14 protein-coding genes are annotated in these 13,092 nt (G+C 70.4%); 12 read left to right on the top strand and 2 right to left on the bottom strand.

The window, feature by feature from the left end:
* The first annotated feature begins 5 nt into the window (after window positions 1-5).
* The 6 genes from leuC to Q0P88_RS04130 all read left to right on the top strand — a co-directional run bounded on the left by leuC (window position 6) and on the right by Q0P88_RS04130 (window position 6,418).
* Window positions 6-1,469, top strand: a complete 1,464-nt coding sequence (gene leuC / locus Q0P88_RS04155; RefSeq protein WP_295011380.1) for a 3-isopropylmalate dehydratase large subunit — start codon at window positions 6-8, stop codon at window positions 1,467-1,469.
* A 2-nt stretch (window positions 1,470-1,471) separates the two neighbouring features.
* A complete protein-coding gene (gene leuD / locus Q0P88_RS04150) occupies window positions 1,472-2,104 on the top strand; it encodes a 3-isopropylmalate dehydratase small subunit (RefSeq protein ID WP_295011378.1) in 633 nt (210 codons plus the stop codon).
* Between the two features lie 78 nt (window positions 2,105-2,182).
* Window positions 2,183-3,541: a UDP-N-acetylglucosamine 1-carboxyvinyltransferase gene (gene murA, locus Q0P88_RS04145; RefSeq protein WP_295011376.1), complete on the top strand. Its 1,359-nt coding sequence runs from the start codon at window positions 2,183-2,185 to the stop codon at window positions 3,539-3,541.
* Window position 3,542: 1 nt separating this feature from the next.
* The gene (locus tag Q0P88_RS04140) at window positions 3,543-4,295 is read left to right on the top strand and encodes a 1-acyl-sn-glycerol-3-phosphate acyltransferase (protein ID WP_295011374.1); all 753 of its coding nucleotides are present in this window, start codon (window positions 3,543-3,545) and stop codon (window positions 4,293-4,295) included.
* Window positions 4,285-5,433: an NAD(P)H-dependent glycerol-3-phosphate dehydrogenase gene (locus tag Q0P88_RS04135; protein ID WP_295011372.1), complete on the top strand. Its 1,149-nt coding sequence runs from the start codon at window positions 4,285-4,287 to the stop codon at window positions 5,431-5,433. The genes Q0P88_RS04140 and Q0P88_RS04135 overlap by 11 nt, the downstream gene beginning before the upstream one ends.
* Window positions 5,339-6,418: a D-alanine--D-alanine ligase family protein gene (locus Q0P88_RS04130; RefSeq protein WP_295011370.1), complete on the top strand. Its 1,080-nt coding sequence runs from the start codon at window positions 5,339-5,341 to the stop codon at window positions 6,416-6,418. Before Q0P88_RS04135 ends, Q0P88_RS04130 begins: the two co-directional genes overlap by 95 nt.
* Window positions 6,419-6,442: 24 nt before the next feature.
* On the opposite strand, the gene Q0P88_RS04125 is transcribed toward Q0P88_RS04130, so the two are convergent.
* The gene (locus Q0P88_RS04125) at window positions 6,443-6,958 is read right to left on the bottom strand and encodes a DUF3515 family protein (protein WP_295011368.1); all 516 of its coding nucleotides are present in this window, start codon (window positions 6,956-6,958) and stop codon (window positions 6,443-6,445) included.
* A gap of 23 nt (window positions 6,959-6,981) precedes the next feature.
* Here Q0P88_RS04125 and thiL point away from each other — a divergent pair, with 23 nt between their 5' ends.
* Window positions 6,982-8,022: a thiamine-phosphate kinase gene (thiL, locus tag Q0P88_RS04120; RefSeq protein ID WP_295011366.1), complete on the top strand. Its 1,041-nt coding sequence runs from the start codon at window positions 6,982-6,984 to the stop codon at window positions 8,020-8,022.
* Here thiL and rsmD read toward each other — a convergent pair.
* Window positions 7,995-8,582 (bottom strand): 16S rRNA (guanine(966)-N(2))-methyltransferase RsmD, encoded by a 588-nt coding sequence (gene rsmD, locus Q0P88_RS04115; RefSeq protein WP_295011364.1) that lies wholly within the window; start codon window positions 8,580-8,582, stop codon window positions 7,995-7,997. The two genes, thiL and rsmD, sit on opposite strands and share 28 nt — an antisense overlap.
* Before the next feature lie 111 nt (window positions 8,583-8,693).
* Here rsmD and Q0P88_RS04110 point away from each other — a divergent pair, with 111 nt between their 5' ends.
* The 5 genes from Q0P88_RS04110 (at window position 8,694) to rpmF (ending at window position 13,091) form a co-directional block, all read left to right on the top strand.
* A complete protein-coding gene (locus Q0P88_RS04110) occupies window positions 8,694-9,461 on the top strand; it encodes an alpha/beta fold hydrolase (protein WP_295011448.1) in 768 nt (255 codons plus the stop codon).
* Between the two features lie 76 nt (window positions 9,462-9,537).
* Window positions 9,538-11,718 carry an ATP-dependent DNA helicase RecG gene (locus Q0P88_RS04105; protein WP_295011362.1) on the top strand — a complete coding sequence of 727 codons (2,181 nt, stop codon included), beginning with the start codon at window positions 9,538-9,540 and terminating at the stop codon, window positions 11,716-11,718.
* Between the two features lie 58 nt (window positions 11,719-11,776).
* Window positions 11,777-12,274 carry a pantetheine-phosphate adenylyltransferase gene (coaD, locus tag Q0P88_RS04100; RefSeq protein WP_295011360.1) on the top strand — a complete coding sequence of 166 codons (498 nt, stop codon included), beginning with the start codon at window positions 11,777-11,779 and terminating at the stop codon, window positions 12,272-12,274.
* 107 nt (window positions 12,275-12,381) lie between these two features.
* The gene (locus Q0P88_RS04095) at window positions 12,382-12,849 is read left to right on the top strand and encodes a DUF177 domain-containing protein (RefSeq protein WP_295011446.1); all 468 of its coding nucleotides are present in this window, start codon (window positions 12,382-12,384) and stop codon (window positions 12,847-12,849) included.
* Between the two features lie 32 nt (window positions 12,850-12,881).
* A complete protein-coding gene (gene rpmF, locus Q0P88_RS04090) occupies window positions 12,882-13,091 on the top strand; it encodes a 50S ribosomal protein L32 (protein ID WP_019179169.1) in 210 nt (69 codons plus the stop codon).
* Window position 13,092 lies beyond the last annotated feature (1 nt).

The following is a 13,092-nucleotide window of genomic DNA, read 5'->3' as shown; positions in this document are numbered from 1 at the left end:
CGCGCATGACGAACGACCGAACCCCCCGGACGCTGGCCGAGAAGGTCTGGGACGATCACCTCGTGGTGAAGGGTGAGAACGGCGAGCCCGACCTCATCTACATCGACCTGCACCTCGTCCACGAGGTCACCAGCCCGCAGGCCTTCGACGGCCTGCGGGCCGAGGGCAGGCCGCTGCGCCGCCTCGATCTGACGATCGCGACCGAGGACCACAACACCCCGACGCTGGCGATCGACAAGCCGATCGCCGACCTGACCAGCCGCACGCAGATCGAGACGCTGCGCCGCAACGCGCAGGAGTTCGGCGTGCGGTTGCACTCCCTGGGCGATGCGGAGCAGGGCATCGTGCACGTCGTCGGCCCGCAGCTCGGCCTGACCATGCCGGGGATCACGGTCGTCTGCGGCGACTCGCACACCTCCACGCACGGCGCGTTCGGGGCGATGGCCTTCGGTATCGGCACGAGCGAGGTCGAACACGTCATGGCCACGCAGACGCTGCCGCTCAAGCCGTTCAAGACCATGGCGATCACGGTCGAGGGCACGCTGCGCCCCGGGGTGACCGCGAAGGACATCATCCTCGCGGTGATCGCCAAGATCGGCACCGGCGGAGGACAGGGGTACGTGCTCGAATTCCGCGGCAGCGCCATCCGCGCGCTCTCGATGGAGGGTCGCATGACGATCTGCAACATGTCGATCGAGGCCGGTGCCAGGGCCGGAATGGTGGCCCCGGACGAGACCACCTTCGCCTACGTGCAGGGCAGGCCGCACGCCCCCGAAGGGCAGGACTGGGAGGACGCCGTCGCCTACTGGCGCACGCTCCCGACCGACGAGGGAGCCGTGTTCGACGCGGAGGTGTTCATCGACGCGGACACGCTGGAGCCCTTCGTGACCTGGGGAACCAACCCCGGCCAGGGCAGTTCGCTGTCCTCCGCCGTGCCGGATCCGGCCGAGATCGCGGACCCGAACGAGCGCAGCGCCGCCGAGCGCGCGCTGGAGTACATGGACCTGACGCCGGGCACCCCGCTCAAGGACGTAAAGGTCGACGCGGTGTTCATGGGCTCGTGCACGAACAGCCGGATCGAGGATCTGCGGGCCTTCGCGTCGATCGTGCAGGGCAAGAAGAAGGCGGACGGCGTGCGTGTCATGGTGGTGCCAGGATCCGCCCGGGTGCGGCTGGAGGCCGAGGCCGAGGGACTGGACAAGGTCTTCACCGACTTCGGCGCGGAATGGCGTTTCGCCGGCTGCTCGATGTGCCTGGGCATGAACCCCGATCAGCTCGCCCCGGGGGAGCGTTGCGCCTCGACGTCGAACCGCAACTTCGAGGGGCGTCAGGGCAAGGGAGGGCGCACGCATCTCGTGTCGCCGCTCGTCGCCGCGGCGACGGCCGTGCGCGGCACGCTTTCCAGCCCGAGTGACCTGTCCAGCCCGAGCGACCTGTCCAGCCCGAGCGACCTGAACGGAGAGGTGTGATCATGGAGAAGTTCACGACCCACACCGGTGTCGCGGCGCCGTTGAAGCGCTCCAATGTCGACACCGACCAGATCATCCCGGCGGTCTTCCTCAAGCGCGTCACGAAGACCGGCTTCGAGGACGCGCTCTTCCACGGCTGGCGGCAGGATCCCTCGTTCGTGCTCAACCAGGAGCCCTACCGGAACGCCTCCGTCCTCGTCGCAGGCCCCGACTTCGGCACCGGATCGAGCCGCGAGCACGCCGTCTGGGCGCTGCGCGACTACGGTTTCCGCGTCGTGCTGAGCCCGCGTTTCGCCGACATCTTCCGCGGCAACTCGGGCAAGCAGGGGCTCGTCGCGGCCACCGTCGACGAGAGCGACATCGAGACGATCTGGGGCCTCATCGAAGAGCACCCGGGCCGTGAGATCACGGTCGACCTGGAGGCTCGCGTCGCCACCGTGGGCGCCGTCGACGGGGACGGATCGGAAGCGGCGGAGCCCGTCTTCCAGACCGCCATCGGGATCGACGATTACACTAGATGGCGGCTCCTCGAAGGGCTCGATGACATCGGGCTCACCCTGCGCAACGAAGACAAGATCGCGCAGTTCGAGGCCCGTCGCGAGTCGTGGCGGCCACGGACCCTTCCTGTTCGCTGAACCGGTCGCGGCCGTGAGCCCGGGCAACCCGCCCTGCGGCTCCGGCCGCGCAACCGTCCAGAAGAAGAGGCCCTGCGAATGACGACACCGCTGCACGACACCAAGCCAGGGACCACCCTGACCGGAGACGTCCTGGCGATCCGCGGCGGAAGGCCCCTGCGCGGGCGGGTGGACGTGAAGGGCGCAAAGAACCTCGCGACCAAGGCGATGGTCGCGACCCTGCTCGGTGAGACGGCGAGCACTCTGCGGGACGTGCCGGATCTCTCCGACGTCGCGGTGGTGCGTTCCCTGCTCGAGGTGCACGGCGTGCGGGTGACCGAGGGCGACGAGCCCGGAGCGCTCGTGTTCGACCCCAGCGATGTGGAGTCCGCCCACTTCGAGGAGATCGACGCCCATGCGGGCGCGTCGCGGATCCCGATCCTGTTCTGCGGCCCTCTGCTGCATCGTCTCGGTCAGGCGTTCATCCCCGACCTCGGCGGCTGCCGCATCGGCGACCGCCCGATCGACTTCCATCTCGACGCGCTGCGCAAGTTCGGCGCGATCGTCGAGAAGCTGCCCAGCGGCATCCGGCTCTCCGCCCCGCACGGCCTCAAGGGCGCGAACATCCACCTGCCGTACCCGAGCGTGGGCGCGACGGAGCAGGTGCTGCTCACCGCGGTCCGCGCCAAGGGGCAGACCGAGCTGCGCAATGCCGCGATCGAGCCCGAGATCATGGACCTCATCGCCGTCCTGCAGAAGATGGGCGCGATCATCTCCTACGAGCCCAACCGCGTGATCCTCATCGAGGGCGTGGACCGGCTGCGCGGCTACGACCACCGCTCGATCTTCGACCGCAACGAGGCGGCGTCGTGGGCGTCCGCGGCGCTCGCGACCGACGGGGAGATCTTCGTCGGGGGCGCGAAGCAGCAGGAGATGCTCACGTTCCTGAACGTCTTCCGCAAGGCGGGCGGCTGGTTCGACGTGCAGGAGGACGGCATCCTCTTCCGCCGGGAGGGCGAGCTGAAGCCCGTGATCGTCGAGACCGACGTGCACCCGGGGTTCATGACGGACTGGCAGCAGCCGCTCGTCGTCGCCCTCACCCAGGCGCATGGCCGCTCGGTCGTGCACGAGACCGTGTACGAGAACCGGATGGGCTTCACCCAGGCTCTCGTGAAGATGGGCGCCGACATCGTCGTGCACCCGCACGGGCTGCAGGACGGGCCGCGCAGGGTGGCGCGACGCGAGCTGGAGCAGGCCGCCGTCATCACGGGCCCGACCCCGCTGCACGGCGCGGACATCGTCGTGCCGGACCTGCGCGGCGGCTACAGCCACGTCATCGCGGCGCTCACGGCGAGCGGAGAGTCGCGGGTGTCGGGCATCGACATCCTGAGCCGTGGCTACGAGAAGTTCCTCGACAAGCTCACCGCGCTCGGGGCCGACTTCGACGTGATCGGCTGACATGCGCGCGACTGCCGAGAAGACCCGTCCCAGCCTCTTCTGGCTGCTCGGCGCGGTCGTCGTGCCCTTCGTCGGATACACGGCGAGGATCAGGATCCGCGGGGCGGAGCGGCTTCCGCGCGAGGGCGCGTTCGTGCTCGCCCCGAACCACTACTCGGAGTTCGATCCGCTCATCGTCGCGGTCGCCGTCTGGCGGCTGGGGCGGGCGCCGCGCTTCATGGCGAAGGAGAGCCTGTTCCGCGTCCCGGTGCTCGGTGCCGCGCTGCGCAGGACCGGCATGATCCCCGTCGCGCGGACCGCGTCGTCGGCGGCCGCCAAGCAGACTCTGCATCAGTCGGAAGAACTCGTCGAGCACGGCCGAGGGGTGATCGTGTATCCCGAGGGCACGCTCACGCGCGATCCCGGACTGTGGCCGATGCGCGGCAAGTCCGGCGCGGTGCGTCTGGCGCTCACGGGTCGGATCCCGCTCATCCCGATGGCCCACTGGGGAACCCAGGCCATCATGGGCCGCTATCAGAAGGGCCTCAGCCTCTGGCCGCCGCGCAAGCGGGTCGACGTGCTCATCGGAGACCCTGTGGATCTCTCCGATCTGTACGATCGAGCGTCGGAGAGCGCGGCGATCGCCGAGGCCAACGAGCGCCTCATGGCCGCCATCACGGCGCTGCTGGAAGACCTTCGCGGAGAGACGGCTCCAGCGACGCGATGGAACCCCTCCGAACACGGGCAGAAGGAGACGGGGCGCCTTGACTCCTAGGAACGCACCGCGCACCGCGGCGATCCCGCTCGGGCCGCGGGTGACCGTGATCGGCGCGGGAAGCTGGGGCACGACGTTCGGCAAGATCCTCGCCGACGGCGGCGCCCAGGTCACGATGTGGGCGCGCCGGCAGGAGCTGGCGCACGAGATCGCCGAGGCGAAGCGCAACTCGCAGTACCTGGCCGGCATCAACCTGCCCCGCACCATGACCGCCACGCACCTGCTCGCGGACGCCGTGCGCGGGGCGGAGCAGGTCTACCTCTCGGTGCCGAGCCAGACGCTGCGGGAGAACCTCAAGGCGCTGCGCCCGCTCCTCCAGCACTCGGACATCCCCGTGGTCAGCCTGATGAAGGGCGTGGAGAAGCGCTCCGGCCTGCGGATGAGCCAGGTCATCGAACAGGAGCTGCGCTGCGATCCGGATCGGATCGCCGTGGCGAGCGGGCCGAACCTCGCGCTCGAGATCGCCAAGGAGCAGCCGACGGCGGCGGTGATCGCCTCGAACAGCGAGGAGACGGCCGACGTCGTCGCCCGCACCGCGCGCAACGGCTACTTCCGCAGCTTCGTGAACACCGACGTCATCGGCACGGAGTTCGGCGGCGTGCTGAAGAACCTCATCGCAGTCGCCATCGGCATCGTCGACGGCGTCGGCTACGGCGAGAACACCAAGGCCTCGATCATCACGCGCGGCCTGGTGGAGATGACCGACTTCGCGGTGGCGAACGGCGCGCAGCCGGGGACCCTGCAGGGTCTCGCCGGCCTCGGCGACCTCATCGCGACGTGCCAGTCGCCGCTGAGCCGCAACAACACCGCCGGGCGCCTGCTCGGCCAGGGATACAGCTTCCAGGACGTGGTCAAGCAGATGCAGCAGACGGCCGAGGGACTCGCGTCCGTCGCGCCCGTGCTGCAGCTGGCCCGCGCCGCCGGCGTGGAGATGCCGATCGTCGAGCAGGTGAAGATGGTGCTGGACGGCGCCATGGATCCGCGCGACATCGCCCCCCATCTGACCACCGACGACGACACCCCGCAGGGGGAAGGGACGGGCAATGGACAAGCAGACGGTGGTGGTGCTCTTCGGAGGGCGCTCCAGCGAGCATTCGATCAGCTCCGCCACGGCGGGAGGGGTGCTGCGCGCCCTTGATCGCGAGCGCTACGACGTGGTCCCGGTCGGGATCACCCGTGAAGGCGCCTTCGTCCTCGAGGACGACGATCCGGACAAGTTCCCGCTCGACGCGGAGCACCTTCCGCAGGTGATCGACAACGGCACGCGGATCCAGTGGCCCGAGCCCGGCGGGGTCCGCACGCTGCGCGTCACCCGCGCCGACGGCTCGGTCGACGACCTCGGCGCGATCGACGTGGTCCTCCCGCTGCTGCACGGCCCGCACGGCGAGGACGGCACGCTGCAGGGCTACTTCGACACGCTCGAGGTGCCGTACGCCGGCGGGGGAGTGCTGGACTCGGCACTGTGCATGGACAAGCACTTCATGAAGGTCGCCCTCCAGGCCGCAGGGATCGCCGTCGCGCCGTGGATCACCGTGCGCGCACGGGACTGGACCTCCGCCCCGGCGCAGGTGCGCGACGCGGCGGCGCGCCTCGGCCTGCCGCTCTTCGTCAAGCCGGCGCGCGCAGGGTCCAGCGTCGGGGTGTCCAAGGTCGAGGACCTGGACGGACTGGACGAGGCGATGCGGATCGCGTTCGCGGAGGACGACAAGGTGCTCGTCGAGACGGGCGTCGTCGGACGCGAGATCGAGGTCGCGATCCTCGAGGGCGAGGACGCGCCACGCGCCTCCGTGCCGGGCGAGATCGTGCTGACCGATCGCGGGTTCTACGACTTCGAGGGCAAGTACCTGGGGGGCGACGGCGTGGACGTCGTGTGCCCCGCGGAGCTGACGGAGGCGGAGATCGCCGCGATCCAGGAGACCGGGATCCGTTCCTTCGAGGCTGTGGACGGCCGCGGACTCGCCCGGGTCGACATGTTCCTCACCCCGGACGGGCTCGTGGTCAACGAGCTCAACACGATGCCGGGGTTCACGCCCATCTCGATGTTCCCCAAGTGCTGGATCGCCTCGGGGCTCAGCTACCGCGACCTCATCACCGAGCTGATCGAGGCGGGCCTGCGCCGATGACGCCCGTCGGATCCCCGGACGGGCTCAGTTTGTCGGTGCGGGCGTCGGCTCGACGTCCGCACCGGGTCGCGCCGTGCACGAGTGCGTGGCGGGAATCGTCGCGATCGCGGCGGCGAGGCTCTTGTTCCCGATCACGTCGTTCGCGCTCACCCCGGTCTTCGGATCGTTGTCGATGAAGAGCTGCACCGCGGGCTTTCTGCCGTAGGTCGTGAGGGTCAGGTAGGGCTGCTTCGACTCGTCGACCAGCCAGTCGACCCCTTGGAGCGAGATGCACTGCAGGGTGCTCGTCGGCTCGGCCTCGGGCAGCCCGCAGGTCAGCAGCACGACGGCCGGATCGCCCCAGGCGGCGGTCGCCTGGGCATCGGTCCAGCGCCGTTCGTGTCCGTCGATCGACGGCACGTTCTGCAGACGCACGGTGACGTCTGCGCACCGCGGGTCGTTCGCGCCTTCCGCAGGGTCCAGGTGCACCGTCGAGCTGCAGCCCGCCAACAGTCCCGCGGCGAGGGCCAGCAGGGCAGCGGGAGCGAGTCGGCGACGCATCCTTCCAGGCTACCGTGGGAGGCATGGTCGACCTCCCAGCTCCCGGTTCCGACGGGGCGGACGGCGTGCTGCCTCCGCTGTCGTCCGACGACGACCCCACGATCGGCGAGGCCGGCGAGGGTCGCGTGCTGCGCACGATCCTCGCGCGCACTCCGGCCGGTGCGTTCTCCCTGCTCGGTCCCGGGGACGACGCCGCGGTGATCGCGACGCCCTCCGGCTCGGTGGTCGCGACCACCGACACGCTCGTCGAGGGCCCCGATTTCCGGTCGGCCTGGTCGAGCGGATACGACCTGGGCTGGAAGTCCGCGGCGGTCAACCTCGCCGACGTCGCGGCGATGGGCGCGAGGCCGACCGCGCTGCTCGTCGCGCTCGCGGTGCCGCGAGACCGGCGGCTCTCCTTCGTGTCCGCGCTCTCGGACGGGTTCCGCGACGCGTGCGCCGCTCTCGCGCCGGGATGCGCGGTGGTCGGAGGGGACCTCACCGTCTCCGCCACGCTGACCGTCGCCGTGACCGCCCTGGGAGACCTCGAAGGGCGCCGGGCGGTGACGCGCGCGGGCGCCCGGATCGGCGACGACGTCGCGATCGCGGGGGAGACGGGGCTCGCCGGTCTCGGCCTGTCGGTGCTCTTCCGACGCTTTCATCCGGGAACCGCCGCCGTCCCGGTGGATCCTTCCGTGCTGGCCGAAGGGGAGTCCGAGGCGATCGAGGCGCAGCTGCGTCCTGCCCCGCCTGTGGGCCTCGGGGTCGTCGCCGCGGTCGCCGGGGCGACGGCCATGATGGACGTGTCGGACGGTCTCGCCCTGGACGCCGGGCGCCTGGCGGGGGCCTCCGGCGTCACGCTCGCGCTCGACGCGGAGACCCTCGGTGCGGATCCCGGGCGCGCACTGGCCGGTGGTGAGGACCACGCGCTGCTCGCGACGTTCCCGGCGGGGGTTCTGCCGCCCGGATTCCGGCGCATCGGAACGGTCGTGCAGGCCGTCGAGGGCGCTCCCGTCCTCTGCGACGGCGATCCCGTGGGCCCCCGCGGCTGGGATCCCTACCGGGACGCCGGCGCCGACGCCTGAGCCGGCTCCGCCCACCACAGGGCCGTGTCGCCGTAGACCTTCTCCCGGATGAGGGCGAGACCCGCGGCGGGCAGATCGGGCGGGGTGGAGCGTTTCGCACGTTCGACGACGACGACCGCGTCCGCAGACAACAGGGGTGCGAGGGTGACGAGGTCCGCGGTCATCTCCGCATCGGACAGGTCGTAGGGGGGATCCGTGAAGACGAGGTCGAAGGGACCCGTCGCCCGATCCAGGAACGAACGGACGGAGCCTTCCTGCACGGTCGCGTCCAGCGCGCCGCCGAGAGCCTTGCGCACCGCGGCGATGTTGCGACGCACGATCGAGGCGGCGGGGCGCCCCCGCTCGACGAGAACCGCTCCCCGCGCGCCGCGACTCAGCGCCTCCAGCGCGAGCGCCCCTGATCCGGCGTAGAGGTCGAGGACCCGTGCGCCCTCGATCGCCCCCATCGACGTGAGCGCCCCGAACAGCGACTCCCGCACACGGTCGCTGGTAGGACGCGTGCCCTGACCGGGGACCTCCAGGCGGGTGCCGCCGGCCGCCCCCGCGATGATTCTCGTCACCCGTTCACCCTATGCGCCGGGGAGGCGAGACCCGCGGGGACAGCGCCGCGCCGACCCCGCGAAGGGCAAGATGGTGTGGTGACCGCCGACAGCCTCGCCGACCTGACCCGCATGCCGCATCCGCAGATCATCGAGGTCGGCGACGGCGTCGGCCTCGCCACCTACACCTGGGGGGACCCGGATGCGCCGGTCGTCGTCGCGGTCCACGGCTTCGCGTCCAGCACGCGCGACAACTGGGTGCTCACCGGGTGGGTGCGGATGCTGGAGCGCGACGGCTTCCGCATCCTCGGAATCGATCAGCGCGGTCACGGCGGGAGCGAGAAGCCGCACGACGCCGCCGGCTACGACGTGCGCACCCTGGCCTCTGACGTCGAGCAGGTCCTCGACACATATCTCGTCGACGAGGCGCGCTACCTCGGCTACTCGCTCGGTGCGCGCGTCGGCTGGCAGGTGCTCCGCGATCTCGGCGATCGCATCCCGCGTGCGGTGCTGGGCGGGGTGCCCGACGGCGTTCCTCTCGCACGGATCGATCTGGATCAGGTGCGCGGGCTCATCGAGCGCGGCATTGCGGTGACGGATCCGATCACCCAGGACTACGTCGCCCTCACGCAGCGCGTCCCGGGCAACGACCTCAGAGCCCTTTTGGGACTCGCGGAAGGGATGCGCGCCTCCGACTCGATCGACCCGGATCCGCGGCAGGCGCCGTCGCAGCCGATCCTCTTCGCCACCGGATCCGAGGACGCGGTGCTCCCCGGTTCCCTCCGCCTCGTCGACGCCGCGCCGCAGGGCTCGTTCTTCGAGATCCCTGGCCGGCACCACTTCAACGCGCCGGGCTCGAAGGCGTTCCGGGAAGCGGGATCGGCCTTCCTCCGGGGCTGAGCCGACCTCGGTGCGGAGCCGGCGTCCCGTCCGCCGCCCACGGAGCGCGTCGGTGGTCCGTCCTAGACTCGGAACCATGCCGTTGCGCCTCGACACCCCGCTGAGCGTCGCCGTGGGCGAGGGGAATGCGAAGACGCTGCACAAAGCCTTCGGGATGACGACGGTCACGGATCTGCTCTCGCACTACCCGCGCCGGTACGCGAATCGCGGTGAGCTGACGCCGATCATCGAACTCCCGCACGGCGAGACGGTGACGATCGTGGCCGAGGTGATGAAGGTCGACGTGCGGGACATGAAGAACCGGCGCGGGGCGATGATGACCGTGGACATCGGCGACGGCGTGGGGCACATGGTGCTCACGTTCTTCGCGAAGTACCGCGGCCAGCTCGAATGGCGCGAGAAGGAGCTGCGCGTCGGCCGCCGGGGCGTGTTCACGGGCAAGGTCGGCGAGTACCGCGGCGTCACGCAGTTCGCGCACCCGCAGTACGAGATGTTCGACGACGAGGTGCGGGCGCGGGCACAGGCCGACACGCTGGTCACGACCCCGCTGCCCATCTATCCCGCCACGGCCGCGCTCACCACCTGGCAGATCGAGAAGATGATCGGCGTCGTCCTGGACGACCTCGGCGCGGTGCCAGAGCCGTTGCCCGAGACCGTGCGACGCGAGGAGGGTCTGCTGCCCGCCGGGGCCGCCCTCGAACAGGTGCACCGGCCGAAGACGAAGGACGAGATCGCCCCGGCGATCCGCACCCTGCGCATGCACGAAGCGCTGACGCTGCAGACCGCCCTCGTCCAGCAGCGGCACGCGCTGCGCATGCTCGACGCCACCGCGCGCCCGGCGAAGCCCGGCGGGCTGCTCGAGCGCTTCGACGCGGCGCTGCCGTTCTCGTTGACCGCGGACCAGATCTCCGTCGGCGAGACGATCGCGGCCGATCTCGTCGCCGGCGCCCCCATGAATCGGCTCGTGCAGGGCGAGGTCGGCTCCGGAAAGACCCTCGTCGCCCTCCGTGCGATGCTGCAGGTCGCGGAATCCGGCGGACAGGCAGCGCTCATCGCCCCCACCGAGGTGCTCGCCGCGCAGCATCTCCGCTCGATCACGCGCATGCTCGGCCCCGACCTCGCCCCGCTCGTCATGCCGACCCTGCTCACCGGACAGATGTCCGCTCCCGAGCGTCGCAAGGCGGCCCTGCGCGTCGCCGCGGGTCAGGCGCTCATCGTCGTCGGCACGCATGCCCTGCTCGGCGAGAAGACCACGTTCGCCGATCTCGGACTCGTCGTGGTCGACGAGCAGCACCGCTTCGGCGTCGAGCAGCGCGAGGCGCTCCGCGCCAAGGGCACGAGTCCGCACGCTCTCGTGCTCACCGCGACCCCGATCCCGCGGACGGTCGCGATGACGGTGTTCGGCGATCTGGACACCTCGGTCATCCGCAGCACGCCGAAGGGTCGGGCGGGGATCGAGACGTTCGTCGCCCCGCTCGCCGACCATCCCGGCTGGTTCTCGCGCGTCTGGGAGCGCGCGGCCGAGGAGATCGCGCAGGGACGCCAGGTCTTCGCGGTGTGCGCGGCGATCGACACCGAGAAGGATACGGCGGAAGCCGACCAGGAGAGGTTCGAGGACGAGGCCGAGGGCGAGACCAAAGGGCCGCGCTGGGGCGTCGTCCAGCTGCTCGCGGCGCTCGCCACCCACCCCACGCTCGGCTCCCTCCGCATCGCAGGCCTGCACGGGCGCATGGCCGCGGACGAGAAGGACGCGGTCATGCAGTCGTTCTCGCGTGGGGAGATCGACCTGCTCGTCGCGACCACGGTGATCGAGGTCGGCGTGGACGTGCCCAATGCCTCGACGATGATCGTGCTCGAGGCCGATCGGTTCGGCGTGTCGCAGCTGCACCAGCTCCGCGGGCGCATCGGTCGCGGCGGCGTGCCGGGCCTGTGCCTGCTCGTCACCGAGGCCGAGCAGGGCACGCCGGCGCGCGACAGGGTGGATGCGGTCGCCTCGACGCTCGACGGGTTCGCGCTCGCGGAGGTCGACCTCGACCTGCGCGGCGAGGGCGATGTGCTCGGTGCTCGCCAGTCCGGCGCGAAGAGCTCGCTGAAGCTCCTGCGCGTCATCAAGGACGCCGATCTCATCGGCCGCGCACGCGAGATCGCGGAGCAGATCGTCGGCGAGGATCCGTCGCTGCATGACCACGAGGGTCTGCGCGAGGCGATCGCGCACCGCCTCACCGTCGAGGATCGTGCGGCCCTCGCCAAGAACTGAGCGCGGGCGGCCGGATGCGCTCGGCATTCGCGCGGCGTGGCACGGATAGGCTGGAGCCATGAGCGCCCGGATCGCCGTCGTCCCCGGTTCCTTCGACCCGCCCACCCTCGGACACCTGGATGTCATCCGTCGTGCCGCCGCGTTGTACGACGAGCTGCACGTCCTGGTGGTGCACAATCCGGACAAGCAGGCGATGCTGCCCGTCGCGCAGCGGCTGACGCTCCTGGACGAGTCCATCGCCGAGGCGGGGGTGGCGGGCAAGGTGATCGTCGGATCGTGGAGCATGGGTCTGCTCGTCGACTACGCGCGGGACGTGAACGCCGGCGTGCTCGTGAAGGGCATCCGTTCGCAGGTCGACGTGGCGTACGAGTCGCCCATGGCGATCGTCAACCGGCACCTCGCAGACATCGAGACCGTCTTCCTGCTCCCCGACCCGGCGCACGCGCTCGTGTCCAGCTCGCTCGTGCGCCAGGTCGCGGCGCTGGGCGGGGACGTCACGCCGTTCGTCCCGCCCGCGGTCGCCCGTTTCCTGGACACCGGCGCGCGCGGACTCTGACGCACGGCCTTCTCCCGGTCGCCCCTCGCTAGACTGGACGGGTGAAGACCCGACGCAATGGACCGTTCGTGCTGCCCGTGCGCGACATCGTTCGGCGACCCGGCGAGATGCGCGAGCACCGTCTCACGATCCCGCTCACGGAGCGCTGGGGCGAGGGCCTGGTGTCCGTCGAACAGGGCGAGGAGATCGATCTCGACGTCCGCCTGGAGTCGGTGCACGAGGGGATCCTCGTCACCGGTGAGGTCGATTCGACGTACCGCGGAGAGTGCGGACGCTGCCTGAATCCGATCGAAGAGCCTGTCGAAGTCGAGTTTCAGGAGCTTTTCGCCTATCCTGGAGAGGAAGCGAACGACTTCGAGGTTCAAGACGACCACGTGGATCTTGAAACTCTGGTCAGGGACGCGGTCGTACTGTCGCTCCCGTTTCAACCGGTGTGTCAGCCGGATTGCCCTGGTCTCGACCCCGAGACCGGTGAACGGCTGACCGGAAGCGCCGGGAAAGAGCAGGTCGCTCCCGTCGATCCTCGATGGGCCGCGCTCCAGCAGATCACAGACCAAGCACACGCAGCGGAATAGCTGCGCGCGCAGAACACAGAAGGTAAGCAACCATGGCCGGTAACCCCCCGAAGCGCAAGGTCTCCCGTTCCAACACCCGCTCGCGTCGCGCGCAGTGGAAGGCGGAGGCCCCCACGCTTGTCAAGACCATCGAGAACGGCAAGGTCGTCTACAGCCGCCCTCACCAGGCGAAGGTCGTCACCGACTCGCAGGGCACCGAGCTGTTCCTCGAGTACAAGGGCCGCAAGGTCGCCGACGTCTGAT

This window comes from uncultured Microbacterium sp., from assembly GCF_945952435.1.
Lineage (GTDB): Bacteria > Actinomycetota > Actinomycetes > Actinomycetales > Microbacteriaceae > Microbacterium.
Note: the sequence above shows the minus strand (reverse complement) of the source record. Positions and strands in the feature narration are given on the sequence as shown.

What these genes read in the sequence shown, in the direction of transcription:
- leuC (WP_295011380.1), top strand. Translation starts at nt 6, where the DNA reads ATGACGAACGACCGAACCCCCCGGACGCTGGCCGAGAAGGTCTGGGAC.
- leuD (WP_295011378.1), top strand. Translation starts at nt 1,472, where the DNA reads ATGGAGAAGTTCACGACCCACACCGGTGTCGCGGCGCCGTTGAAGCGC.
- murA (WP_295011376.1), top strand. Translation starts at nt 2,183, where the DNA reads ATGACGACACCGCTGCACGACACCAAGCCAGGGACCACCCTGACCGGA.
- Q0P88_RS04140 (WP_295011374.1), top strand. Translation starts at nt 3,543, where the DNA reads ATGCGCGCGACTGCCGAGAAGACCCGTCCCAGCCTCTTCTGGCTGCTC.
- Q0P88_RS04130 (WP_295011370.1), top strand. Translation starts at nt 5,339, where the DNA reads ATGGACAAGCAGACGGTGGTGGTGCTCTTCGGAGGGCGCTCCAGCGAG.
- Q0P88_RS04125 (WP_295011368.1), bottom strand. Translation starts at nt 6,958, where the DNA reads ATGCGTCGCCGACTCGCTCCCGCTGCCCTGCTGGCCCTCGCCGCGGGA.
- thiL (WP_295011366.1), top strand. Translation starts at nt 6,982, where the DNA reads ATGGTCGACCTCCCAGCTCCCGGTTCCGACGGGGCGGACGGCGTGCTG.
- Q0P88_RS04110 (WP_295011448.1), top strand. Translation starts at nt 8,694, where the DNA reads ATGCCGCATCCGCAGATCATCGAGGTCGGCGACGGCGTCGGCCTCGCC.
- Q0P88_RS04105 (WP_295011362.1), top strand. Translation starts at nt 9,538, where the DNA reads ATGCCGTTGCGCCTCGACACCCCGCTGAGCGTCGCCGTGGGCGAGGGG.
- coaD (WP_295011360.1), top strand. Translation starts at nt 11,777, where the DNA reads ATGAGCGCCCGGATCGCCGTCGTCCCCGGTTCCTTCGACCCGCCCACC.
- Q0P88_RS04095 (WP_295011446.1), top strand. Translation starts at nt 12,382, where the DNA reads ATGCGCGAGCACCGTCTCACGATCCCGCTCACGGAGCGCTGGGGCGAG.
- rpmF (WP_019179169.1), top strand. Translation starts at nt 12,882, where the DNA reads ATGGCCGGTAACCCCCCGAAGCGCAAGGTCTCCCGTTCCAACACCCGC.